This window comes from Streptomyces sp. NPDC000410, assembly GCF_040300305.1.
GTDB lineage: Bacteria > Actinomycetota > Actinomycetes > Streptomycetales > Streptomycetaceae > Streptomyces.
Map to the genome: position 1 here is coordinate 51117 of NZ_JBEPDM010000008.1, position 23296 is coordinate 74412.

At 71.2% G+C, this 23296-nt stretch carries 21 protein-coding genes; 9 read left to right on the top strand and 12 right to left on the bottom strand.

The genetic code is table 11. The features are described 5' to 3' along the window. Window positions 1-77 precede the first annotated feature (77 nt). From ABT342_RS12495 to ABT342_RS12510, 4 genes are all read right to left on the bottom strand, one after another. Complete coding sequence (locus ABT342_RS12495; protein WP_351571155.1) at window positions 78-1106, bottom strand: hypothetical protein; 1029 nt, start codon at window positions 1104-1106, stop codon at window positions 78-80. A gap of 152 nt (window positions 1107-1258) precedes the next feature. Beyond that, window positions 1259-2236 (bottom strand): ABC transporter substrate-binding protein, encoded by a 978-nt coding sequence (locus ABT342_RS12500; RefSeq protein WP_351571157.1) that lies wholly within the window; start codon window positions 2234-2236, stop codon window positions 1259-1261. A 54-nt stretch (window positions 2237-2290) separates the two neighbouring features. Continuing rightward, window positions 2291-2986 (bottom strand): ABC transporter permease, encoded by a 696-nt coding sequence (locus ABT342_RS12505; protein ID WP_351571159.1) that lies wholly within the window; start codon window positions 2984-2986, stop codon window positions 2291-2293. Continuing rightward, window positions 2986-3720, bottom strand: a complete 735-nt coding sequence (locus ABT342_RS12510) for an ABC transporter permease (protein WP_351571162.1) — start codon at window positions 3718-3720, stop codon at window positions 2986-2988. The genes ABT342_RS12505 and ABT342_RS12510 overlap by 1 nt, the downstream gene beginning before the upstream one ends. Window positions 3721-3871: 151 nt before the next feature. Between ABT342_RS12510 and ABT342_RS12515 the strand changes: the two genes are divergently transcribed. Continuing rightward, entirely contained in the window at window positions 3872-5020 is a 1149-nt protein-coding gene (locus ABT342_RS12515) for an ABC transporter ATP-binding protein (protein WP_351571165.1), read from the top strand. 104 nt (window positions 5021-5124) lie between these two features. Here the strand turns inward: ABT342_RS12515 and ABT342_RS12520 are convergent, their stop codons facing one another. Further along, on the bottom strand, window positions 5125-6237 hold the full coding sequence (locus tag ABT342_RS12520) for an alpha/beta hydrolase (RefSeq protein WP_351571168.1): 1113 nt from the start codon (window positions 6235-6237) through the stop codon (window positions 5125-5127). A 158-nt stretch (window positions 6238-6395) separates the two neighbouring features. Here ABT342_RS12520 and ABT342_RS12525 point away from each other — a divergent pair, with 158 nt between their 5' ends. From ABT342_RS12525 to ABT342_RS12550, 6 genes are all read left to right on the top strand, one after another. Beyond that, the gene (locus tag ABT342_RS12525) at window positions 6396-8228 is read left to right on the top strand and encodes a phosphatidylglycerol lysyltransferase domain-containing protein (RefSeq protein WP_351571171.1); all 1833 of its coding nucleotides are present in this window, start codon (window positions 6396-6398) and stop codon (window positions 8226-8228) included. Between the two features lie 56 nt (window positions 8229-8284). Beyond that, window positions 8285-9151 (top strand): dihydropteroate synthase, encoded by an 867-nt coding sequence (gene folP / locus ABT342_RS12530; protein ID WP_351571174.1) that lies wholly within the window; start codon window positions 8285-8287, stop codon window positions 9149-9151. Further along, the gene (locus ABT342_RS12535; RefSeq protein WP_351571177.1) at window positions 9148-9609 is read left to right on the top strand and encodes a nuclear transport factor 2 family protein; all 462 of its coding nucleotides are present in this window, start codon (window positions 9148-9150) and stop codon (window positions 9607-9609) included. Before folP ends, ABT342_RS12535 begins: the two co-directional genes overlap by 4 nt. 206 nt (window positions 9610-9815) lie before the next feature. Continuing rightward, window positions 9816-10175, top strand: coding sequence for a dihydroneopterin aldolase (gene folB / locus ABT342_RS12540; RefSeq protein ID WP_351571180.1), 360 nt, complete (start codon window positions 9816-9818; stop codon window positions 10173-10175). Beyond that, entirely contained in the window at window positions 10172-10768 is a 597-nt protein-coding gene (gene folK, locus ABT342_RS12545) for a 2-amino-4-hydroxy-6-hydroxymethyldihydropteridine diphosphokinase (protein WP_351571183.1), read from the top strand. The genes folB and folK overlap by 4 nt, the downstream gene beginning before the upstream one ends. Window positions 10769-10815: 47 nt before the next feature. Beyond that, the gene (locus ABT342_RS12550) at window positions 10816-11301 is read left to right on the top strand and encodes a DUF3180 domain-containing protein (protein WP_351571186.1); all 486 of its coding nucleotides are present in this window, start codon (window positions 10816-10818) and stop codon (window positions 11299-11301) included. Between the two features lie 381 nt (window positions 11302-11682). Here ABT342_RS12550 and ABT342_RS12555 read toward each other — a convergent pair whose 3' ends face one another. The 7 genes from ABT342_RS12555 to dacB form a co-directional block, all read right to left on the bottom strand. Continuing rightward, the gene (locus ABT342_RS12555; RefSeq protein WP_351571189.1) at window positions 11683-12678 is read right to left on the bottom strand and encodes an aldo/keto reductase; all 996 of its coding nucleotides are present in this window, start codon (window positions 12676-12678) and stop codon (window positions 11683-11685) included. Between the two features lie 58 nt (window positions 12679-12736). Continuing rightward, complete coding sequence (gene folE, locus ABT342_RS12560; protein WP_351571192.1) at window positions 12737-13342, bottom strand: GTP cyclohydrolase I FolE; 606 nt, start codon at window positions 13340-13342, stop codon at window positions 12737-12739. A 119-nt stretch (window positions 13343-13461) separates the two neighbouring features. Beyond that, on the bottom strand, window positions 13462-15486 hold the full coding sequence (ftsH, locus tag ABT342_RS12565) for an ATP-dependent zinc metalloprotease FtsH (protein WP_351571195.1): 2025 nt from the start codon (window positions 15484-15486) through the stop codon (window positions 13462-13464). A 157-nt stretch (window positions 15487-15643) separates the two neighbouring features. Then, on the bottom strand, window positions 15644-16183 hold the full coding sequence (gene hpt, locus ABT342_RS12570; protein ID WP_351571560.1) for a hypoxanthine phosphoribosyltransferase: 540 nt from the start codon (window positions 16181-16183) through the stop codon (window positions 15644-15646). 103 nt (window positions 16184-16286) lie between these two features. After that, window positions 16287-17342: a tRNA lysidine(34) synthetase TilS gene (gene tilS / locus ABT342_RS12575; RefSeq protein WP_351571198.1), complete on the bottom strand. Its 1056-nt coding sequence runs from the start codon at window positions 17340-17342 to the stop codon at window positions 16287-16289. A 186-nt stretch (window positions 17343-17528) separates the two neighbouring features. Beyond that, window positions 17529-18656, bottom strand: coding sequence for an Rv3626c family coenzyme F420 biosynthesis-associated protein (locus ABT342_RS12580; RefSeq protein ID WP_351571201.1), 1128 nt, complete (start codon window positions 18654-18656; stop codon window positions 17529-17531). 564 nt (window positions 18657-19220) lie between these two features. Beyond that, on the bottom strand, window positions 19221-20648 hold the full coding sequence (dacB, locus tag ABT342_RS12585) for a D-alanyl-D-alanine carboxypeptidase/D-alanyl-D-alanine endopeptidase (protein WP_502965520.1): 1428 nt from the start codon (window positions 20646-20648) through the stop codon (window positions 19221-19223). 69 nt (window positions 20649-20717) lie between these two features. Here dacB and ABT342_RS12590 point away from each other — a divergent pair, with 69 nt between their 5' ends. Further along, window positions 20718-21212 (top strand): inorganic diphosphatase, encoded by a 495-nt coding sequence (locus tag ABT342_RS12590; protein ID WP_019888410.1) that lies wholly within the window; start codon window positions 20718-20720, stop codon window positions 21210-21212. Between the two features lie 257 nt (window positions 21213-21469). After that, complete coding sequence (locus tag ABT342_RS12595) at window positions 21470-23122, top strand: threonine/serine exporter family protein (protein ID WP_351571208.1); 1653 nt, start codon at window positions 21470-21472, stop codon at window positions 23120-23122. The last annotated feature ends 174 nt before the right edge of the window (window positions 23123-23296 follow it).

Sequence of the window (23296 nt, forward strand, 5' to 3'; positions counted from 1 at the left end):
CGAGGCACGCGGCGGGCGCCGGCGGCACCGCGCGGCGTCCCCGCGCGGCGTCAGGAGATGGCTCTGCGCAGTTCGCGTCAGGAGATGGCGCTGCGCAGCTCCGCCACGTCCAGCTGCTCGGTCTCGTCGTGCGCCGTCAGGTCGATGACCTCGCCCACCGCACGGTCCTCGGCGCTCCCCCAGGACTTCGGCCGGGCGGTCCCGCCGGCGGCGTCCGCGAGGGCCTCCTCGCCCACCACGTCGGCCAGGTCCTCGTTCTGCACCGCGGCGAGCTTGGCGGGCTCGAGTGCGGCGGCGGTGGTGTTGGTCGCCCCCGTGCCGAAGAAGTCGAAGCCGCCCTGGGCGCGTGAGGCCGGGCGGCGCCGGTCCGCGTACGGGACGATCGCCGCGGCCACCGGCACCCGGGTGGCGGGGGTGGCGGACGACGGGCGGGTGTGCTGCTCTCCCCCGGCGGCCGCCGCGTGCTTCCCCTGCGGCTCGTCCGCCTCCCGCGCCCGCTCGGCCAGATCGCGCCTGCGGGCCTCCTCCACGGTGCGTCTGGCCTGCTGGGCCGCGGCGTTGCGGGGCAGGTCCTCCAGTGCCTTGGCGGCCCGCAGATACGCGGACGGCGTCGGCGTGGAACCGCCCGCGGGGAGCTCCTTGGCGGGCGCGGCGGCTTCGAGGGCGAGCTGCCGACGGCCTTCGAGCGCACTGGCCCGCGCGGTCTCCGCGGTCGCGTACCGCCGCAGCAGCGCGGCGTGCTCGCCGCGCAGCCCGGCCAGTTCGACCCGCTTGGAACGCAGCTTGGCGTCGAGTTTGGCACGCAGTTCGCGGGACTCCTCGAGGTCGGCCTCCAGTTCGGCTATCCGCTCCTCGGTCTTCCACGCGTCACTGGCTCGGGCGCGGGTGAGCTCGGCGACGCGGCGGCCCGCGCTCCGGTCCCAGCCGCGCATGAGAACCGCACCGGTGACCGCGGCGGCGGCAGCGGCCGCGACCAGGGTGCGCAGGACGACGGGATCCGCGAGAAGCCAGGCACCGGCGGCACAGAGCACCGAAGCTCCGGCGACCGCGGAGGGCGGAAGGAGCCTGTGCAGGGGTGGCGAATGGCGGTGGCGTCCACGTGGCATGGCCTGGAATTTACCGTGCGTAGATGACGAATGGGGGGTCGGCCCGGCAATCTCTTCGTCACTTGTGCACATCGCGCGTGCCTCCCCCGCACATCGCTCGATACGCCGACGATGCGCCGGGCCGACTTCCTTTATCCGCCGCCGCCTTCTTCCTACTCCTCGACCAGGCCCTTGGACCGGAGATAGTCCCTCGCCACGTCCTGCGGCTTCGCCCGCTCCGCGTCCACCTTGCGGTTCAGCTCGGCGAGATCCTCGGTGGTCAGCACCTTGGTGATCTTGTCGAGGGCGTCGGCTATGTCCTTGGCCCCCGCGTCCTTGGCATTGACCACCGGCAGGACGTTGTCGGCGTTCTGGAGCTTCTTGTCGTCCTCCAGGAAGACCAGACCGTCCAGCACCGCGTCGGTGGTCGTGGTCAGCACCAGCTGGTCGATGCCGTCCTTCACCGCCTGCTTGGACTGCGGGGTGCCGACTCCCTTGGGGTCGATGCCTGCGACATCAATGCCGTACGTCTTCTTCAGGCCGGGCGCGCAGAACGGCCTGACCTCGCACTCGTCCCCGGCCGCGATCTTGACCTTGATCTTCGACTTTCCAAGATCGGAAAGTGTCTTGAGCTTGTTCTTCTCGGCGAATTCCTTGCTCACCGCGAACGCGTTCTGGTCGACGGCCGCACCGGCGGGCAGCACCTTCAGCCCGCGCTTCTCCGCGAGCTTCTCCAGCGCGGCGACGGTGGCGCCGACATCGCCCGATGCGACGGGCTTCTCCTCCGGGGCCTTCGGCCCGTTCGCCTTCGCGTTGAGGAATTCCGCGATCGTCGCCGCGTATTCCGGTACGACGTCGATCTCGCCGTTCTCCAGGGAAGGCTCGTACAGCTCGCGGTTCTTCACCGTGGTGACGGACGTGCGGTACCCGGCGTCGGCCAGCACCTGCGCGTACAGCTCGGCCAGCACCTTGGACTCGGTGAACGCGGCCGCGCCGACGACGAGCGTGCCCTTCTTCCCGCCGCCCGCGGCGCCGCCGGAGCTCGCCTTCTCCTTGCCCTGCTCCAGACTGTCGCCACCGCAAGCGGCGAGCGACCCGGTCAGAGCGATCACGCCCAGTACCGCACCCGCGATCCGCGAGGTCTTGCTCATCAGGTTCACCCTCCAAGAGAAAGGACAAGGACTACGGAGTCGGCAAGTGACGTGTCACACGGACTTGCGGGGCGGACGGAGGGCACGGAGCGGACGGAGCGGACTGACCACGCGGTCCAGCCCGACCAGCACGGCCTCCACGAGGAGAGCGAGCACGGCCACGAGCAGGGCGCCCGCGACGACTTGCGCGGTGTTGTACGTGTTGAAACCGGCCGTGATGAGGCGGCCGAGGCCCCCCAGGCCCACCATCGCCGCGATCGTCGCCGTCGCCACGACCTGGACGGACGCCGACCGCAGCCCGGTCATGAGCATCGGGTACGCGAGGGGCAGCTCGACCCGGAGGAAGAGCTGCACACCCGACATCCCCATGCCCCGCGCGGCCTCCACGACCGCTCGGTCGACCTCCCGCATCCCCACATAGGCGTTGGTGAGCAGCGGCGGGACGGCGAACAGCACCAGGGCGATGATCGTCGGCAGGTACCCTGCGTTGCGCAGCGGCGAGACCATGAACAGGGCGAGCACCGCGAAGACGGGGATCGACCGGCCCACGTTGGAGATGTTGACGGCGAGCGCGCCGCCCCGGCCTATGTGCCCCAGGTACAGCGCGATCGGCAGGGCGATCGCGCAGGCCACCGCCAAGGCTGTCCCGCTGACGTACAGATGCTCCCCGAGGCGGTGCCAGACGCCGTTCTCCCCCGACCAGTTGGCGCCGGTCGTCAGCCAGGTCCAGGCATCGGCCACTACCCCCATCAGTGGGCCCCCCGCATCCGGGTCTTGGCTGTTCGGGTCGTTTCCCGGCCCGCGCCCGCGCGGGCCGTGCGTATGCGGGTCCAGGGCGTCAGCGCCCGCTGGACGCCGAGCAGCAGCAGATCAGCGGCGACGGCCAGCAGGACGCACAGCACGGACGCGGTCAGCACCTGCGCCTTGAAGAAGCTCGGCAGCGCGTCCTCGATGAGATTGCCCAGGCCGCCGCGGTCGACGATCGAGCCGACCGTGGTGAGCGCGACCGTGGAGACCGTCGCGATGCGCAGGCCGGCCATCAGCGCCGGGAGCGCCAGGGGGAGCTCGACCTCCCACAACAGCCTGCCCGGTCCGTACCCCATGCCCCTGGCCGCCTCGCGCGCCTCGTCCGGGACCGCTTGCAGTCCCGCCAGGATGTTCCGCACGAGGATCGTCAGCGAGTAGAGCACCAGACCTGTGATCACCAGGGCGGCGGAGAGCCCGAAGAACGGCAGCAGCAGCGAGAACATCGCCAGCGACGGAATCGTGTAGAGCACGGTCGTCAGGCCGAGGACGGGCCCGGCCAGGCGCGGGCTGCGCCGGGCGAGCAGCGCCAGCGGAAAGGCGACCACGAGCCCGATCAGCACGGAGACCACCGTGATCCAGACGTGCTGGACCGTGGCGTCGATCAACTCCTGGCTGCGGGAGCGGAGATACTCCCCACAGATCCAGTCGTTCGCCACCAGGCAGTTCTGCTCGCTCATCTGTCGCACCCCCGCCCGTTCCCCCGTCGACCGTTCGAATCTTCGACCGGAAACGACCTTATCCCCCGCCACTGACAATCGCCGAGGAGCTTCGCGTTCCGGCAACACGGCCTTCACACACGGCCGGTGGCCAGCCGCCACAATGGAACGCATGATCCGATTCGAGCACGTCACCAAGCGGTATCCGGACGGCACGACCGCCGTCGACGACCTCTCGTTCGAGGTGGCCGCGGGCGAACTGGTCACGCTCGTCGGACCGTCCGGCTGCGGCAAGACGACCACGATGAAGATGGTCAACCGGCTCATCGAGCCGTCCGACGGCCGGATATTCCTCGACGGGAACGACATAGCCGACGTCGACCCCGTCCAGCTGCGGCGCCGTATCGGCTATGTCATCCAGCAGGTAGGGCTGTTCCCCCACAAGACAGTCCTGGAGAACACGGCGACCGTGCCGCATCTGCTCGGCTGGAAGCGCTCCAACGGACGTGCGCGCGCCGCCGAACTGCTCGATCTCGTCGGTCTCGACCCGAGCGTCTACGGCGACCGCTACCCCGAGCAGCTCTCCGGCGGCCAGCGCCAGCGCGTAGGTGTGGCGCGGGCGCTGGCGGCCGACCCGCCGGTGCTGCTGATGGACGAGCCGTTCGGCGCGGTCGATCCCGTCGTGCGCGACCATCTGCAGAGCGAGTTCCTGAAGCTCCAGGCCGCCGTCCGCAAGACGGTGCTCTTCGTCACCCACGACATCGAGGAGGCCGTCCGCCTCGGCGACCGTATCGCCGTCTACGGACAGGGCAGGATCGAGCAGTTCGACGCCCCCGCGGCCGTGCTGGGCGCGCCCGCCACCCCGTACGTCGCCGAGTTCGTCGGGGCGGACCGCGGGCTCAAGCGGCTGTCCGTCACCCCCATCGAGGAGGGCGATCTGGATCAGCCCCCGGTGGTGCACCTCGACGACCCGCTGCCCCGGGAGCTGGACTCCCGCTGGGCCGTCGTCCTGGATGGCGCGGACAATCTGCACGGCTGGATCTCCGCCGAGGAGGCGGCGCGGAACAAGGGCTTCGTACGGGACCACGCACGCCGCATGGAGGCGTGGCTGCCCGTCGGGGCCTCCCTCAAGCAGGCGTTCGCCACGATGCTCCAGCACGACGCGGGCTGGATCGCGGTCATCGACCGGGAGGAGACGGGACGTTTCCTCGGCGTGCTGACCCCGGCGCGGCTGCACGAGGCGCTGCGCCGCTCCATCGACGCGGACGCCCAGGACATTCCCCGTACCGAAGTGGAGCTGGAAACGGTCACACCGCGCTGAACCCGCCCGCCGTCGCCGTCACAGAGCGCTGAACCCGCCCTCCGCCGTCACACAGCGCTGAACCCGCCCCCGCCGTCACACGGCGCCGAGCCCGCCCTCCGCCGTCACACCGCGCTGAGCCGGCTGCTCATCCACACCAGAGCGGGCGGGATCTCCCGGTTCCAGGTGTTGAAGTTGTGCCCGCCGCTGTCGAGGGTGATCGACGAGACCCGCGCGGGCGCCTTCACCTTCTTGATGAAGTCGCGCGTGCCCTTCAGGTTCCCCTCGCCCTGCTTGGACGTGGTGACCAGGAAGGACGACGTGCCCTGCGGCAGGTGGTCCAGGCTCCACAGCAGATTGGCCCGGTCGCGCTGCTTCTTGCTCCCGTGGAACAGGTCGCCGGTCGTCACGTCCTCGGCCGCCTTGTAGTACGCGGACAGGCCCGCGCCCGCCGCGTACCGCTCGGGGTGGTGCAGGGCGATCTTCAGCGCGCAGTAGCCGCCGGTCGAGTTGCCCATGAAGCCCCAGTTCCTGGGCTTGGTGCCGACGCGGTACGTCTGCGACACGGCGTTCGGCAGGTCCTCGGCGAAGAACGTCTCGGTCTGCGGGCCGCCCGGAATGTCCACGCATTCGGTGTCCCGGGGCGGCGCCACGGTGGGCCGCATCATCACCAGGATCATCGGGCGCATCTTCTTGTCCTTGGCCTGCTGGTACGCCGTCTTCGGGTACTTCAGGCCCTTGAGCAGGTTCTCCGCGGTGCCCGGGTAGCCGGTCAGGACGACCGCTGCGGGAAAGGTCTTCTTCGCGTACGCCGGCTGGAAGTACTCGGGCGGCAGATAGACGTAGGCCGGGCTGTCGATGCCCGACTTCTCACCGGCGACGACGACCTTCTGGATCTGGCCACCGGTCGCCGGCCGCGCGCCGCCCGGGACGTCGAGCTGCTGCTTGCCGACCACCTTGACGTTCTTGCTGCCCGCCGAGTGGTCCACGACCACGCCCATGTCCTGTTCCTGGCCGAACAGATCGGCCCAGGAGCCGTAGAACAGGAACGAGTTGTTCGCGGCGAGGCCGACCGAGGCGAACAGCGCCAGCTGGGTCGCGAGCAGAAGTCCGACCCGGCCGAGGACGGGACGCAGGCCGCGGCGGGCCAGGCGCGGCCACAGCCAGATCGTCGTGGCGAAGAGGGCCACGGCGGCGGCAACGGCCAGCGCCAGGACGGTGTTGCTGGTGAGACCCATGAGCTGTTCGAACTTCTTCCTTGAGACGCGACGATGAGATTTTCCCGAGGGCAAGTGAACCCGCCGCCCGGAAGTGCCGTCCTAGAGGACGCAAATTGTCCGACGCCGCCTGTTCTGCGGCCGAGGGCTCACGATCTCTCTCGGAATCACGGGAAGCGATGTCTGTCACGGTAGATGGGGATAAGTCGGGCCTGGTTCCGGATCGCGTACGCCGGATCCTCCGCGGCCCGCGTGCCGAATCCGTACCCGCACTGGTCGGCACGGCCTGCACCTTCATCGGGCTGATCGACATCGCGGCAGGCGTCTTCCCGCGCTTCCGGCACAGCCGGATGCACGCCGTCGTCGAGGTGCTCCCGGGCGCGCTCGGCCCGTTCGCCGCCGCGCTGTCACTCAGCGCGGGCGTCCTGCTGCTGCTCCTCGCCCACGGCCTCAAGCGGCACAAGCGGCGCGCTTGGCGCGCGGCCGTCGTCCTGCTGCCGGCCGGCGCGGTCGCCCAGTTCGCGTACCGCAACTCGATCATCGGCGCCGTGCTCTCCCTGGCGCTGCTCGCGCTCCTGCTGCGCCACCGGCGCGAGTTCGCGGCGCTGCCCGACCCGCGCAGCCGCTGGACGGCGCTGGCCAACTTCGTCCTCATGAGCGCCGGTTCGATCGGTCTCGGCCTGGTCATCGTCAGCGCCCACCCGTCCAAGGTGATCGGCAGCCCCAGCCTCACCGACCGCCTCGAGCACGTCCTGTTCGGCCTCCTCGGCTTCGAGGGGCCGGTCGGCTACGGCGGCGGCGTCGACTGGACCGTCGGCTACTCGCTGGGCGCCCTCGGCCTGCTCACCGCCGTCACCACGATCTACCTCGCGCTGCGGCCCGAGAGCCCGGCCGCCCGGCTCAGCGAGGACGACGAGGCCCGGCTGCGCGAACTGCTCGCCAAGCACGGCAGCCGCGACTCCCTCGGCCACTTCGCGCTCCGCCGCGACAAGGGCGTCGTCTTCTCCCCCAGCGGCAAGGCCGCCGTCTGCTACCGCGTCGTCTCCGGCGTGATGCTCGCCAGCGGCGACCCGATCGGCGACGTCGAGGCCTGGCCCGGCGCCATCGAGCGCTTCATGGACGAGGCGAAGGCGCACTCCTGGACGCCCGCGGTGATGGGCTGTTCGGAGACCGGCGGCGAGGTGTGGACCCGTGAGACCGGTCTCGACGCGCTGGAGCTCGGGGACGAGGCGGTGGTGGATGTCGCGGATTTCTCCCTGACCGGGCGCGCCATGCGGAACGTGCGCCAGATGGTGAAGCGCATCGAGCGGGGTGGTTACGAGACCCGCGTACGACGCGTCCGTGACCTCTCCGAAGGCGAGCTCAACCGGATCCGGCAGGCCGCCGACGACTGGCGCGGCACCGACACCGAACGCGGCTTCTCCATGGCCCTCGGCCGGATCGGCGACCCGTCGGACGGCGACAGCGTCATCGCCACCGCCCACAAGAGCGACGACGAGTCCCCGTACGGGGACCTGAAGGCCGTACTGCACTTCGTCCCCTGGGGCACGGACGGCATGTCCCTGGACCTGATGCGCCGCGACCGCTCGGCCGATCCCGGCATGAACGAACTCCTGATCGTGGCCGCTCTCCAGGCCGCCCCCAGGCTCGGCGTCGCGCGGGTCTCGCTGAACTTCGCGATGTTCCGCTCCGCGCTCGCCCGGGGCGAGAAGCTGGGCGCGGGCCCGGTCCTGCGGACCTGGCGCGGGCTGCTGGTGTTCCTCTCCCGCTGGTTCCAGATCGAGTCGCTGTACAAGTTCAACGCGAAGTTCCGGCCGCGCTGGGAGCCCCGCTTCGTGGTCTTCCGCAAGACCCGCGACCTGCCCCGCATCGGCTTCGCCGCGATGCAGGCGGAGGGCTTCGTGACCCTCGCCCCGCCCCGGCCCTTCCGCCGCCGGGCGGCCCGCTCCGCCCGCCCCTGCGCCCACATCCGCCCGGCGGCGGCCGTGGAGCGGGAGGCCCAGGCGGCATAGGGCAGTCCCGGCAGCCGGGCGGACGGGACCTTGAAGACACGACCTAGGCTGGACGCATGAGTACGTCGTTGCGTGGACGGGGCACGGCCATGGGCCTGCCGGAGTGGGACCGCTGTGCGGTCATGGGAGTCGTCAACGTGACGCCCGACTCCTTCTCCGACGGCGGCCGCTGGTTCGACACCACGGCCGCGGTCAAGCACGGCCTCGACCTGGTCGCCGAGGGCGCCGACCTGGTGGACGTCGGCGGCGAGTCCACGCGCCCCGGGGCCACCCGCGTCGACGAGGACGAGGAGCTGCGCCGGGTCGTTCCCGTCGTACGCGGCCTCGCCGCCGAGGGCGTCACGGTCTCCGTCGACACCATGCGCGCCTCCGTCGCGGCACGGGCCGTCGAGGCGGGCGCGGTGCTCGTCAACGACGTCAGCGGCGGCCTCGCCGACCCCGGCATGATCCCGGCCGTCGCCGCCGCCGAGGTGCCCTTCGTGGTCATGCACTGGCGTGGTTTCAGCCACGACATGAACAGCCGCGCGGTCTACGAGGACGTCGTCGCCGAGGTCGTCGCCGAACTGCGCGAGCGCATGGACGCGGTGGTCACGGGCGGTATCTCCCCGGAGCGGATCGTGATCGACCCCGGGCTCGGCTTCGCCAAGGAGGCGCGGCACGACCTCGCGCTCGTCGCCCATCTCGCGCAGCTGCGCGCGCTCGGCCGCCCCGTGCTGGTCGCGGCGTCCCGCAAGCGCTTCCTCGGCCATGTGCTGGCCGAGGGCGCCGCCTCCCCGCCGCCCGCCCGCGAGCGCGACGCGGCCACCGCCGCGGTCTCCGCGATCGCCGCCCACGAGGGCGCCTGGGCGGTCCGCGTCCACGAGGTACGGGCCACGGCGGACGCGGTACGGGTCGCCAGGGCCGTCGAGGGCGCCGCACTGTGAGTTTCGGGACCGACATCGAGCAGGTCGAAGAGGCCAACACCGCCTTCTACGAGGCGATGGAGCGGGGCGACTTCGAGGAGATCTCCACGCTCTGGCTGAACGGCGAGGGCGCCGAGGACATCTCCTGCGTGCACCCCGGATGGCCGGTGCTGTCGGGGCGCGGCGAGGTGCTGCGCTCGTACGCGCTGATCATGGCGAACACCGAGTACATCCAGTTCTTCCTCACGGACGTACGGGTGAGCGTGGCCGGTGACACCGCGCTGGTCACCTGCACCGAGAACATCCTCAGCGGTGGGCCGGCCGAGGAGGCGGGCGAGCTCGGGCCGCTCGTCGGGCAGCTCGTCGTGGCCACGAATGTGTTCCGGCGCACACCGGACGGATGGAGAATCTGGTCACATCACGGCTCTCCCGTTCTGGCCGAATCCGATGACGAAGAGGACGACGAGTCCCCCTCCTGATGGGGTAAGCGGACTGGTGGAGGTTCCTTTTCGCCTGTGCGGGGTAGGCGCCGCTACCAGCCCCGCGCGACCCTGTCCATAGCCCCTGTGGACAGCCCCCGTGGGCGGGCAGTGTCGGTGCTCGCAGGTAGATTCGAATCAGTGCACTGCTGCCGCCCGCACGCGGCAGCGTGCTCGCAAGACCTACGACAGCAGGAGTGATTCGCGTGGATCGTGTCGCGCTGCGCGGCCTCAAGGCCCGCGGGCACCATGGCGTCTTCCCCCGGGAGCGCGAGGAAGGCCAGACCTTCATCGTGGACCTGGTGCTCGGCCTCGACACCCGCCCCGCGGCTGCCGACGACGACCTGGCCAAGACCGTCCACTACGGCGTGGTGGCGGAAGAGGTCGTCGACGTCGTGCAGGGCGAGCCGGTGGACCTCATCGAGACCCTGGCGGAGCGGATCGCCCAGCAGTGTCTGAAGCATGAGGGTGTCCAGGAGGTCGAGGTCGTCCTGCACAAGCCGGACGCCCCGATCACCGTCCCGTTCGACGACGTGACCATCACGATCACCCGGAGCCGCGCGTGAACACTCAGAGTGACCCCACGGTCCAGCCGGTACCGGCCTCCGTGGTCGAACAGGTGGACGCCGCCGACACCACCCTCTCCAACCCGAAACGGGCCGTGATCGCGCTCGGCTCCAACCTGGGCAACCGGCTGGAGACGCTCCAGGGGGCCATCGACGCCCTGGAGGACACCCCGGGCGTCCGGGTGAAGGCGGTCTCCCCCGTGTACGAGACCGAGCCGTGGGGCGTCGCGCCCGGATCCCAGCCGTCGTACCTCAACGCGGTGGTCGTGGTGAAGACGACCCTGCCGCCCAGCTCCCTGCTGGAGCGCGGCCAGGCCATCGAGGAGGCGTACGACAGGGTCCGCGAGGAGCGCTGGGGGCCGCGCACGATCGACGTGGACATCGTCGCGTACGCGGACGTGGTCTCCGACGACCCGGTGCTCACCCTTCCGCACCCCCGGGCCCATGAGCGGGCCTTCGTCCTCGCCCCGTGGTTCGACGTCGAGCCGGAGGCCCAGCTGCCCGGCCGCGGCCCGGTCGCCGAGCTGCTCGCGAGCGTGAGCCGGGCGGGCGTGATGCCCCGTGCCGATCTGGAACTCCGCCTGCCCGAGTAGTCGTTACGCTCTTCAGGGTCGCCAACAAGCAACACGAAGGACGTGCGGTGAAGCAACTACGGGTCGGTGTGCTGGCCGGTCTCTTCATCGTGGCCGGGGTGCTGTCCTGGGGCGGCGCCCGCCTCTGGAACTCGTTCGGCACGCTGCCGAGCGTCCCGCTGGCCGCACCCATCGTCCTCGCGGCGATCGCCGCGGTCCTCACCGCGACGGCGCTCTCGCTCCGCGCCCGGCTGCGCGCCCAGCGCGAGCGGCGCCCCGGCGCGAAAGGCGTGGAGCCGCTGATGGCGGCCCGCGCGGTCGTCTTCGGCCAGGCGAGCGCGCTCGTCGCGGCGCTGGTCAGCGGCATGTACGCCGGAGTGGGCGTCTTCCTGCTCGGCTCCCTGGACATCCCGGCCCGCCGCGACCAGGCGATCTACGCCGGCTTCGCGGTGCTGGCGGGGGCGGCGGTGGTGGCGGCGGCGTTCTTCATGGAGCACGTGTGCAAGCTCCCGGAGGACGAGGACAACGGCACGGGCCACGTCACGACCCTGTGAGGAGCCCGGTCTCTGGGCCCGGCCCCTCGGGCCACGCAGGGCCCCGGGTGGCGCTCGCTGGGCGGAGCGCCGAGGGGGCGTCTGCGGCGGGCTCTTCTCCCCGCCCCGCCCCTTCCCGAACTGGGGCTCTGCCCCAGACCCCGCGCCTCAAACTCCCCCTATGCCCTGCGGGCATGGGGGGGAACCGAGCGGGGCTGAAAAGACCAGGGGCTTTGCCCCAGACCCCCGGTACGACCTTCGGCCGTGTCCTCAATCGCCGGACGGGCTCCTTTGGAGCCCCGCTGGGGGTCCACCCACGCCCGCCAGGGCGTAGGGGGAGATTGAGGCGCGGGGTCCGGGGCGGAGCCCCGGCGGGGGTCCGAGGGCGGAGCCCCCTCCCCCCTACAGCAGCGTGCCGCCCTCGATCTGCGTCGTCGCGAGGATCGTCGTCAGGCGGGACAGGACGTCGGTCGGCAGAACGACGCGGGCCGCGGACAGGTTTTCCTCGATGTGGGCGGGGGTGCGGCTGCCCGGGATGGGGACCACGTGGTCGTCCTGGTGGAGCAGCCAGGCCAGGGCCAGCTGGGCGGGGGTGATGTCGAGCTCCGCCGCGATACCCCGGACCGGGGCGAAGCGGTCCGTGTTCGCCTGGCGGTTGGCCTCGTCGAAGCGGGGCATGTGGGCGCGGAAGTCGCCGTCCTTGACCTCGCCGACCTGGCCGGTCAGGAAGCCGGCGCCGAGCGGCGACCAGGGGACGATGCCGATCCCGAGCTCACGGGCCGCGGCGAGCGTGCCCGGGTCGACGGGGCGCCACATGGACCACTCGGTCTGTACCGCGGCCACGGGGTGCACCGCGTACGCCGCCCGCAGCTGCTCCGCGGTGACGTTCGAGACGCCGAGGTGGCGGACCAGGCCCGCCTCGATCAGCTCGGCGACCGCCCCGACGGTCTCCTCGAAGGGCACTTCCGGGTCCGGGAAGTGCGGGTAGTACAGGTCGATGTAGTCCGTCCCGAGGGCCCGGAGGCTGGCCTCCGCGTACCCCCGCACGTGCTTGGGGTCGGCGTTGACCGCCAGCTCACCGAAGGCGAAGCCGACCGGGAATCGGTGCGGCTCGACGCCCTCGGGCAGCCGGAAGCCGAACTTCGTCGCGATGACGACCTCGTCGCGCCGGCCGCGCAGGGCCTTGCCCACGAGCCGCTCGTTGTGGGCGTCCTGGCCGTAACCGTCCGCCGTGTCGAAGAACGTGGCACCGGCGTCGGCCGCGGCCAGCAGCGCCCGTTCACCGCGGGCGTCGTCGATCTCCCCGTACACCCCCGGGGAGAGCACCATCGCGCCGTAGCCGAGCGCTGAGACCTCAAGTCCACCGAGCCCGCGGGCGGGCAGCAATGTTTCGCTCATGGGAGCGATGCTCGCACAACCCCGCCCCGCTACGGGGGAGTTGGGATGACCACCCGACTCAGTGCGCCATGATCAGGCTCATCGCTTCATTGCGCGTCGCGACATCGCGCAGCTGCCCGCGCACCGCCGAGGTGATCGTCTTGGCGCCCGGCTTGCGGATGCCGCGCATCGACATGCACATGTGCTCGCACTCGATGACGACGATCACGCCACGCGGCTCCAGGATCTCCATCAGCGAGTCCGCGACCTGGGTCGTGAGCCGCTCCTGGACCTGCGGCCGACGGGCGAAGACATCGACGAGACGTGCCAGCTTCGAGAGCCCAGTGATCTTGCCGCTGCTCGACGGGATGTAACCCACATGGGCGACACCCCTGAACGGGACGAGGTGATGTTCACAGCAGCTTGTCACTTCGATGTCCTTCACCAGGACCATCTCGTCGTGACCCAGGTCGAACGTCGTCGTCAGGACATCCTCAGGCTTCTGCCACAGACCGGCGAATATCTCCTTGTACGCCCGAGCCACCCGCCCCGGCGTCTCCAGCAGCCCCTCGCGGTCCGGGTCCTCACCCACCGCGATGAGGAGCTCCCGCACGGCGTTCTCGGCACGCTTCTCGTCGAACTCGCCGATCGTGCCTTCGCCGTCCAGTGTCACCGGGTCGGTCATCTGTGCCTCGTTCCTGTCCGTCCTCAGGCGCACGAAAAGCGCCGCGCCTCCCAGGCTAAAACCTGGGAGGCGCGGCGTTCATTCCGGGACCCGGGCCCGTAGGACCGGAGATGCCCTGGTCAGGCTTCGGGACGCTCCTCGTGGACCGCGTCGGCCGGGGCCTTGGTGATATCGGTCACGCCAGGACCCACACCGTTCGCCGCGCCGTTCGTCAGTGCCAGCTCCTTGGGGGAGAGCACCGGCGGGCGGGTCGACGGGGTGCGCCGGGAGGAGCCGGTCCACGCCGGGCGGGCCGGGCGCTTCACGATCGGGGCGAAGATCTCGGCGATCTCCTCCTTGCCGAGGGTCTCCTTCTCCAGCAGGGCGAGGACCAGGTTGTCGAGAACGTCACGGTTCTCGACGAGGATCTCCCAGGCCTCGTTGTGCGCGGTCTCGATGAGCTTCTTGACCTCTTCGTCGACCAGCGCCGCGACCTCTTCCGAGTAGTCGCGCTGGTGCGCCATCTCGCGGCCGAGGAACGGCTCCGTGTTGTCGCCGCCGAACTTGATGGCGCCGAGCCGCTCGGTCATGCCGTACTGCGTGACCATCGCGCGGGCCGTGGCCGTGGCCTTCTCGATGTCGTTCGCCGCGCCCGTGGTCGGGTCGTGGAAGACGAGCTCCTCGGCCGCGCGGCCGCCCAGCATGTACGCCAGCTGGTCGAGCATCTCGTTGCGCGTGGTCGAGTACTTGTCCTCGTCCGGGAGCACCATCGTGTAGCCGAGTGCCCGGCCGCGGGACAGGATCGTGATCTTGTGCACCGGGTCGGAGTTCGGGGAGGCCGCCGCGACCAGGGCGTGTCCGCCCTCGTGGTACGCGGTGATCTTCTTCTCCTTGTCGGACATGATCCGGGTCCGCTTCTGCGGGCCCGCCACGACGCGGTCGATCGCCTCGTCCAGCGAGTGGTTGTCGATCAGCTTCTTGTCGCTGCGCGCGGTGAGCAGCGCCGCTTCGTTCAGCACGTTCGACAGGTCCGCGCCGGTGAATCCGGGCGTACGACGGGCGACGGCGCCGAGGTCGACGTCCGGGGCGACCGGCTTGCCCTTCTGGTGGACCTTGAGGATTTCGAGACGGCCCTGCATGTCCGGGCGGTCGACGGCGATCTGCCGGTCGAATCGGCCGGGGCGCAGCAGCGCCGGGTCGAGGATGTCCGGCCGGTTCGTGGCGGCGATCAGGATGACGCCGCCCTTCACGTCGAAGCCGTCCATCTCGACGAGGAGCTGGTTCAGGGTCTGCTCACGCTCGTCGTGGCCACCGCCGAGGCCCGCACCGCGGTGCCGGCCGACGGCGTCGATCTCGTCGACGAAGACGATCGCCGGGGCGTTCGCCTTGGCCTGCTCGAAGAGGTCACGCACTCGGGAGGCACCGACACCGACGAACATCTCGACGAAGTCGGAACCGGAGATCGAGTAGAACGGGACGCCCGCCTCGCCCGCGACGGCGCGCGCGAGCAGCGTCTTGCCCGTACCGGGCGGGCCGTACAGCAGCACGCCCTTGGGGATCTTGGCACCGACAGCCTGGAACTTCGCCGGCTCCTGGAGGAACTCCTTGATCTCGTGGAGCTCCTCGACCGCCTCGTCCGACCCGGCCACATCGGCGAAGGTCGTCTTGGGGGTGTCCTTGGTGATGAGCTTGGCCTTGGACTTCCCGAAGTTCATGACCCGGGAGCCGCCGCCCTGCATCTGGTTCATCAGGAACAGGAACACGATCACGATGAGCACGAACGGCAGCAGCGTGAGCAGCACCGAGAGGAACGGGCTCTGTCGCTCGGGCGAGACCGTGTAGCCCTTCTCGATGTCACCGGCCTCGAACTTCTTCTGCAGGGTGTTGGCCAGCTCGACACCCTGGTTGCCGATGTAGCTCGCCTGGACCTTGTCGCTGCCGTCGACCTTCTGGCCGTCCTTCAGCTCGATCTTGATGATCTGCTCATCGCCGGTGGTCAGCTTGGCCTGCTCGACCTGGTTCTTGGAGATCGCCTGGATCACCTTGGCGGTGTCCACCGTCTTGTAGCCGCCCGACGAGCCGACAACCTGCATCAGCACGACCACGGCGAGGACGGCCAGCACGATCCACATGACCGGCCCACGGAAGTATCGCTTCACGTCCATCCATACGGAGCGACTTCGCCCCGTCCCTCCTGCCCGTAGGTAAATGCTGCTATGAGACTCAACTGAAAAGACTGTTCTTCGGAAGGTACCCCAGCATTGTCACCCGGGACCGCCTTCCCATGCTCCAACGGCGGGAAGGCGGCCCAGGTTCCCGTGCTCAGCCGCCGTAGACGTGCGGTGCGAGGGTGCCCACGAACGGGAGATTGCGGTACTTCTCGGAGTAATCGAGGCCGTAACCGACCACGAACTCGTTCGGGATGTCGAAGCCGATCCACTTCACGTCGATCGCGACCTTGGCGGCGTCGGGCTTCCTCAGCAGCGTGCAGACCTCCAGCGAGGCCGGCTCGCGGGAGCCCAGGTTCGACAGCAGCCAGGACAGGGTCAGGCCGGAGTCGATGATGTCCTCGACGATCAGGACGTGCTTGCCCTTGATGTCGGTGTCCAGGTCCTTGAGGATGCGGACCACGCCGGAGGACTGGGTGCCCGCGCCGTACGACGACACGGCCATCCAGTCCATCGTGACGGGGGTGGACAGGGCACGCGCCAGGTCCGCCATCACCATCACGGCACCCTTGAGGACCCCGACGATGAGCAGGTCCTTGCCCGCGTACTCCGCATCGATCTTCGCGGCCAGCTCGGCCAGCTTCGCGTCGATCTCTTCCTTGGTAATGAGGACCGATTTGAGATCGGCGCCCATGTCCTTCTCGTTCACCCGCGTCGCTTTCTGTCTCTGCGCCGTGCCGTATCGGCGCATCGGCGTGTCGGCGTTTCGGCGAATCGGCCCGCTGCCGGCTGCCGGCTCAGCCTTGCCGAATGACCAGTCTGCCACCCTGGCGGCGGGCTTCGACCCGGCCGGGCAGGTTGATGGCCCCCTGGCCGCGCCAGCCGGTGATCAGTCGCTCGACTTCCTCGATGTGCCGCGCGAAGAGCGAACCCCCAGGTGAACCGGCTGTGATGAGGGCCCGGCGGAGCACGCGGCGACGGACCGCGGGGGGCAGCGCGTAGAGCTTCGCACATTCGAGGAGGCCGTCTTCGTCACGGACGGAGGAGTCCGCGTCGGCGGCCCAGGCGTCCAGCGCGTCGGCGTCGTCGCGGGAGAGCCGGGCGGTGCGGGCCAGGGCCTCGACGACACCCTTGCCGAGCGCCTTCTCCAGGGCGGGCAGACCCTCGTGGCGCAGCCGCGAGCGGGTGTACGCGGGGTCGGCGTTCATCGGGTCGTCCCAGACGGGCAGATGCTGCACCAGGCAGGCCTTGCGGGCGGTCTGCCGGTCGAGCTCGAGGAACGGGCGGCGGTAGCGGCCGGTCGGCGACACGGCGGCCATACCGGAGAGCGAGCGGATGCCGGAGCCGCGGGCCAGGCCCAGCAGGACCGTCTCTGCCTGGTCGTCGCGGGTGTGGCCGAGCAGCACGGCGGCCGCGCCGTGGCGCTCGGCGGCCTCGTCCAAGGCGGCGTAGCGGGCGTCGCGAGCCGCGGCCTCGGGGCCGCCTTCGCGGCCGACGGTCACGGCGACGGCCTCGACGGGGTCGAGGTTCATGGCGGTGAGGCGGGCGGCGACCTCGGTGGCGCGCAGGTCGGAGCCGGGTTGCAGGCCGTGGTCGACGGTGATGCCACCGGCGCGGACGGACAGTTTGCGGGCCTCGAAGGCGAGGGCGGAGGCGAGCGCCATGGAGTCCGCTCCACCGGAGCAGGCGACCAGGACGAGGGGCGGCTGCCCGGCCGGGGGCCGGCCGGCGGGTCCGGCGTGTCCGTCGGTGGCGTGGGGGGTGCTGGGGAGTTCGTTCAGCTCGTTGAGTACGTCGTGGAGTACGCGGCGGACCGCCAGGCGTATCGCCGCGACCGCAGGATGGGGACCCATGTCCGGTGCCCTTCGTGAAAGTTGGGGGGTGCCTCGGTCGAAATCGGGGGGAAGGATCAGTCACTCAGAGTGCGTTGATGGTGACAGAACCGGGCCGTTCCCCGAGCATTGCACGCCTACCCATTGCCTACGGTCCCTCGGATGGGTGATTGAGGGGGCTTCCTTCTGCCGTCGGCCGCACGGCGCTCAGGAGTCTGCCTTACGGTGCACCCTCGCGACCCAGTCCGCCGGTTTGGCGATCTCCGCCTTGGTGGGCAGCGTGTTCGGCGAGGTCCAGACCCGATTGAACCCTTCCATTCCGACCTCTCCGACGACGGCCCGGACGAAGCGCTCGCCGTCCCGGTACTGGCGCAGTTTCGCGTCGAGGCCGAGCAGTCTGCGCAGCGCCATGTCGAGGCGGGACGCGCCACGGGCGCGGCGCTGCTGGAACTTCTCCCGGATCTCGGCGACGGAGGGGACGACCTGCGGGCCGACCCCGTCCATCACGAAGTCCGCATGGCCTTCGAGCAGGGACATCACGGCCGTCAGCCGCCCGAGGATCTCGCGCTGCTCGGGGGTCTGGACGATCTCCACGAGGGAGCGGCCCTCGTCCTGCTCGCCCTCCGGACGGCCGCCGGCGAGCGACTGGGCTGCCTCGCGCATCCGCTCCAGCACGGTCATGGGGTCGACGTCGGTCTCGGCGAGGAACGACTGGATCTCGCCCTCCAGGTGGTCACGCAGCCAGGGCACGGCGGTGAACTGGGTGCGGTGGGTCTCCTCGTGGAGGCAGACCCAGAGCCGGAAGTCGTGCGGGTCGACCTCCATCTCGCGCTCGACGTGCACGATGTTCGGCGCGACGAGGAGGAGGCGGCCGCCGCTGCCCGGGGCGCCCGGGAGGTCGCGGGTGACCGGCGCGAAGGTCTCGTACTGGCCGAGGACGCGGGAGGCCAGGAAGGACAGCAGCATGCCCAGCTCGACGCCGGTGACCTTGCCGCCGACGGCGCCGAGCATGGCCCCGCCGGCGGTGCTGGAGCGGCGCTCCTGCATCTTGTCCAGCAGGGGCTTCAGCAGCTCCCGGAAGCCCGCGACGTTCGCCCTGACCCAGCCGGCCCGGTCGACGACCAGGATCGGGGTGTCCTCGGGCTCGTGCCCGTCGGGGATCATCCGGGTGAACTCCCGGACATGCTCCTCGGAGGCCCTGGCATGCCGCCGCAACTCGGCGACGACGGCCCGCGCCTCGTCCCGGCTGACCTCCGGTCCGGGCCGCACGAGTCGGGTCGCGGTCGCCGCCGCGAGGTTCCAGTCGACCATCTCGGCACCACCGATGCTCGTCATGGGTCAACGGTACGTTGTCGGCGCCGCCGCGCGAGCGGGTTGTGGACGACGGGTTCCCGGGGCGGGTCCCTTGGCGCACCGGGCACGGTGGGTGCCACCGGCCCCGGCCGTGGAGGGGGTGGCCGTCGCCGGCCGGGTGCGGGCCGGTGGGGCCGGGAATCGCCCCTCCCCACCCCTTCCCGAAACCCTGACGGGACCAGGGGGCTGCCGCCCCCGGCCCCCCGCCCACGGCAGCTCCGCGCCGCGGATGGAGGCACACACGGCGCCGCCGGCCGTCGGCAGCGGGCCGAGGGGCGGTGGGCGCGACGGACCGTCACCGCGCCAAGGACGCCGCCATACGGCCCAGGGCCGCGCCGCCTCATCACCCGCGCCGACGCAGGCCCGCCAGGCAGCGAGCGAGCCGCGCCGTCACCGCGGCACCGCATGCCCCAGGGCGGTAGACCCGACGCACCCTCACCGCGCCAAGGACGCCGCCCACGCGGCCCAGGCCCGGCGGCGCCGCGCCGTAGTGCGGAGTCCTACCAGCACGCCCGCAGGCCCGAGGGCGGTGGGCGAGCCGCGCCGTCAGCGTGCCAAGGACGCCGCCATGCGGTCCAGGGCCGGGCGGCCCGCGCCGTAGTGCGGGGTTTTGCCGGCCAGGAAGGCGAAGGCGAGGAGGCGGCCGCCCGGGGTGACGACCGTGCCGGCCAGGGTGTCGACGCCGGTGAGGGAGCCCGTCTTGGCGCGTACGAGGCCGGCGCCGGCGGCCGCGGGGCGGTCGCTGAGGGTGCCGGTGAAGCCCGCGACCGGGAGGCCGGTGAGGGCCGGGCGCAGTCGGGGGTGGGCGGGGTCCGCGGCGCGGGCGAGGAGGGCGGTGAGGAGGGACGCGGAGACCTTGTCGGCGCGGTTGAGTCCGCAGGCGTCGGCGAACCGGGCCCCGGCCAGCGGGAGCTTCAGCCCTTTGAGCCGCGCCGCGACCGCGGCCCCCGCTCCCGCGGCGCTCGCGGGCCGGCCGCTGGCAATCGCGGCCTGCCGGGCCAGCGCCTCGGCGATGTCGTTGTCGCTGTTCGTGAGCATCCGCTCGACCAGCGCCCCCACGGGCGCGGAGTGCGTCCTGGCGAGAAGGACGCTCTTGGCCGGCCGAACGGCCCGGACCGGCCCCGCCTCGGTGTTGATGCCGCGCACGCTGAGCATCCCGACGAAGGCGACCGCGGCGTCCCGCGCCGGATCGGCGCTGCGCGGCGCCGGGCCGCTGGTGGACGAGTCGAGGCGGCCCTCGTTGAGCGCCAGGGGAGTGATGGGGGCGATGTTCGGGTTCACCCCGATGGGGTGCCGGACGGCGCCCTTGTAGAGCGAGGTGTCGTACGCCAGCCGGACGGTGCTGACCCCGTGCTCGCGCAGCGCGTGCGCCGTCGAGTCGGCCAGGGCCCGCAGCCGGGCCTCGTCGAGCGTGGGGTCGCCGCCGCCGACGAGGGTGATCGAGCGGTGGTCCGGGGCCGCGACGACGGTGGTGGGGATGCGGTGGGCGGGGCCGACGGCGGCGAGCACGGCCACGGCGGTGGCGATCTTGACCGTGGAGGCGGGGGTCATCGGGACGCCCGCCTGCTTCCCGTACAGCGCCTTCCCGGTGGCGGCGTCGACGACCGACACGGAGACGACCGGGCCGAGCCCCCGGTCCTTCATCAGGGGTGCGAGGGCCTTGGCCACGGGGGCGGGCAGGGCCGCCGGTCTCGCGGCGGCGGGGAGGACGCCCGGGGCGCTGGGGGCCGGCGCGGGCCCCGGCGGTGCCGTGGAACGTACCGGCTGGTGATGTGCGCCACCTGTACGGCCCGGAGCGGCGGCGCGGTCACGCTCCGCCGTACGCTGACCGGAGTCCCAGGGACCGGCCGCGGTCACCGCCCCGGCCGCGATGGCGAGGCCGACCCCGGCCGCGCCTGCCGTGAGCTGCCATGTTCTTCGGTCGGTCACCCCTGACCAGCCCCTTTCGCGATCACTCAGGTGCGTAGGGGACACTTAATCACTGCGCGGTATCGCGCGCCTTGCCGCAACGACATATGTGTTGATCATGGAGGAGTGCCACCCGTGGAGTTCGACGTCACCATCGAGATCCCGAAGGGGTCGCGGAACAAGTACGAGGTGGACCACGAGACCGGCCGGATCCGTCTGGACCGTCGCCTCTTCACCTCGACCAGCTACCCGGCCGACTACGGCTTCGTCGAGAACACCCTGGGCGAGGACGGCGACCCGCTGGACGCCCTGGTCATCCTGGACGAGCCGACGTTCCCCGGCTGCCTGATCAAGTGCCGCGCCATCGGCATGTTCCGGATGACGGACGAGGCCGGCGGCGACGACAAGCTGCTGTGCGTGCCCGCGTCCGACCCGCGTGTCGAGCACCTGCGGGACATCCACCACGTGTCCGAGTTCGACCGCCTGGAGATCCAGCACTTCTTCGAGGTCTACAAGGACCTGGAGCCGGGCAAGTCCGTCGAGGGCGCCAACTGGGTCGGCCGCGCCGAGGCCGAGGCCGAGATCGAGGCCTCCTACAAGCGCCTTGAGGCGCAGGGCGGCGCGCACTGACGCGCACGCGTTTTCGACTTGACGGGCGGTGCACCCCCAACGCGGGGGTGTACCGCCCGTCGCATACTGGCCGCACGACGAGCCTGGGCGAGTGAGCCGCAGGGGCGCGCGGGCGCCGAAAGGGAGAACGCGCGGAGGTCCTGAGGAACGAAGGACCGACCGAGCACGATCGACCGTCGACGCATGGTTGAGCGCCCCGGTGGGGGTCCCCCCACCGAAGGCAGGGGGAGAACCGAGCCCCGAAAGAGGGAGGAGCGGTGGCGGAGCCGGAAGGTCCTGAGGAGGACCGGAAGCCGCAGTCGGACGAGGCGCACAGCGCTTTCACGCCGCCTCATGGCGTGGAGCCGCCCGGCCCGCCCGAGGAGGACCATCCGTCCTCCGAGTTCGCCGTCCCCGAGGGCCTGTCCGCGGAGCCCCCGGCGGAGGCCGAGGGGTCCGCGTTCGCCCCGCCGTCGACGTACAGCGCCAAACACTCGCCGCCCGCCTTCACCCCGGCCTACGGCGTCCCCGTGGTCAAGCTGTCCAAGGACGCGCCGTGGCAGGACCGGATGCGCACGATGCTGCGGATGCCGGTCAGCGAGCGGCCGGTGCCGGAGACGGTGCAGCGTCAGGACGAGGCCGGGCCCGCCGTGCCGCGCGTGCTCGACCTGACGCTGCGTATCGGCGAGCTGCTGCTCGCGGGCGGCGAGGGCGCGGAGGACGTGGAGGCGGCGATGTTCGCCGTCACGCACGCGTACGGTCTGGACCGCTGCGAGCCCACCGTCACGTTCACGCTGCTGTCGATCTCCTACCAGCCGTCGTTGGTGGACGACCCGGTGACGTCCAGCCGTACGGTGCGCAGGCGGGCCACCGACTACACCCGGCTGGCGGCCGTGTTCCGGCTGGTCGCGGACATCAGCTCGCCGGACGTCGAGGTCTCCCTGGAGGAGGCCTACCGGCGGCTCGCGGAGATCCGGCGCAACCGGCACCCCTACCCGGGCTGGGTGCTCACGGGCGCGAGCGGGCTGCTCGCCGGGGCCGCCTCCACGCTGGTCGGCGGTGATCTGTTCGTCTTCGTCGCGGCGGCGATCGGGGCGATGCTCGGCGACCGGCTGGCGTGGCTGTTCGCGGGGCGCGGGCTGCCGGAGTTCTACCAGTTCGTGGCGGCGGCGATGCCACCGGCCGCGATGGGGGTCGTACTGACCCTGGCGCACGCCGAGGTACGGGCCTCCGCGGTGATCACCGGTGGGCTGTTCGCGCTGCTGCCGGGGCGGGCCCTGGTCGCGGGCGTACAGGACGGTCTGACGGGCTTCTACATCACCGCCGCCGCCCGGCTGCTGGAGGTCATGTACCTCTTCGTCGGCATCGTCGTCGGCGTCCTGCTGGTGCTGTATCTGGGCGTACAGCTGGACGCCAAACTCGATCCGGACGCGGCGCTGACGATCACCGAGCGGCCGGCGGTGCAGATCGCGGCCTCGATGGTGCTCTGCCTCACCTTCGCGATCCTGCTCCAGCAGGAACGTTCCACTGTGCTGATGGTGACCCTGAACGGCGGAGTCGCCTGGGTGATCTACGGGGCGATGCACTACGCGGGCGGGATCCCGCCGGTGCCCTCGACCGCTGTGGCGGCCGGTCTGGTCGGCCTCTTCGGCCAGCTGTTCTCCCGTTACCAGTTCGCCTCCGCCCTCCCGTACGTCACGGCGGCGATCGGCCCGCTGCTGCCGGGCTCGGCGACGTACTTCGGACTGCTCGCGATCGCCCAGAACCGGCTGGACGCGGGGCTCGTCTCGCTCACCAGCGCGGCGGCGCTGGCGATCGCCATCGCGATCGGTGTGAACCTGGGCGGGGAGATCTCCCGGCTGTTCATCCGCCAGCCGGGCGCGGTCAGCGGCGCGACGCGCCGCGCGGCCAAGCGGACGCGCGGCTTCTGATGGCCGGCGCCCCGGGCGAGTGAGCCAAAGGGGCGCGCCCCTGTCGAAAGGGAGTAGGGGCACCTCCCAGCGGTAGCTGGGGGAGCGCGGAGGTCCTGAGGAACGAAGGACCGAGCACGATCGACCGTCGACAGGGACTCAAGCGCCCCGGTGGGGGTCCCCCCGCCGAAGGCA

Bases quoted from the DNA above. Each gene is read 5' to 3' on its own strand.
- ABT342_RS12495 (WP_351571155.1), bottom strand. From the start codon at position 1,106: ATGCCACGTGGACGCCACCGCCATTCGCCACCCCTGCACAGGCTCCTT.
- ABT342_RS12500 (WP_351571157.1), bottom strand. From the start codon at position 2,236: ATGAGCAAGACCTCGCGGATCGCGGGTGCGGTACTGGGCGTGATCGCT.
- ABT342_RS12505 (WP_351571159.1), bottom strand. From the start codon at position 2,986: ATGGGGGTAGTGGCCGATGCCTGGACCTGGCTGACGACCGGCGCCAAC.
- ABT342_RS12510 (WP_351571162.1), bottom strand. From the start codon at position 3,720: ATGAGCGAGCAGAACTGCCTGGTGGCGAACGACTGGATCTGTGGGGAG.
- ABT342_RS12515 (WP_351571165.1), top strand. From the start codon at position 3,872: ATGATCCGATTCGAGCACGTCACCAAGCGGTATCCGGACGGCACGACC.
- ABT342_RS12520 (WP_351571168.1), bottom strand. From the start codon at position 6,237: ATGGGTCTCACCAGCAACACCGTCCTGGCGCTGGCCGTTGCCGCCGCC.
- ABT342_RS12525 (WP_351571171.1), top strand. From the start codon at position 6,396: ATGTCTGTCACGGTAGATGGGGATAAGTCGGGCCTGGTTCCGGATCGC.
- folP (WP_351571174.1), top strand. From the start codon at position 8,285: ATGAGTACGTCGTTGCGTGGACGGGGCACGGCCATGGGCCTGCCGGAG.
- ABT342_RS12555 (WP_351571189.1), bottom strand. From the start codon at position 12,678: ATGAGCGAAACATTGCTGCCCGCCCGCGGGCTCGGTGGACTTGAGGTC.
- folE (WP_351571192.1), bottom strand. From the start codon at position 13,342: ATGACCGACCCGGTGACACTGGACGGCGAAGGCACGATCGGCGAGTTC.
- ftsH (WP_351571195.1), bottom strand. From the start codon at position 15,486: ATGGACGTGAAGCGATACTTCCGTGGGCCGGTCATGTGGATCGTGCTG.
- hpt (WP_351571560.1), bottom strand. From the start codon at position 16,183: ATGGGCGCCGATCTCAAATCGGTCCTCATTACCAAGGAAGAGATCGAC.
- tilS (WP_351571198.1), bottom strand. From the start codon at position 17,342: ATGGGTCCCCATCCTGCGGTCGCGGCGATACGCCTGGCGGTCCGCCGC.
- ABT342_RS12580 (WP_351571201.1), bottom strand. From the start codon at position 18,656: ATGACGAGCATCGGTGGTGCCGAGATGGTCGACTGGAACCTCGCGGCG.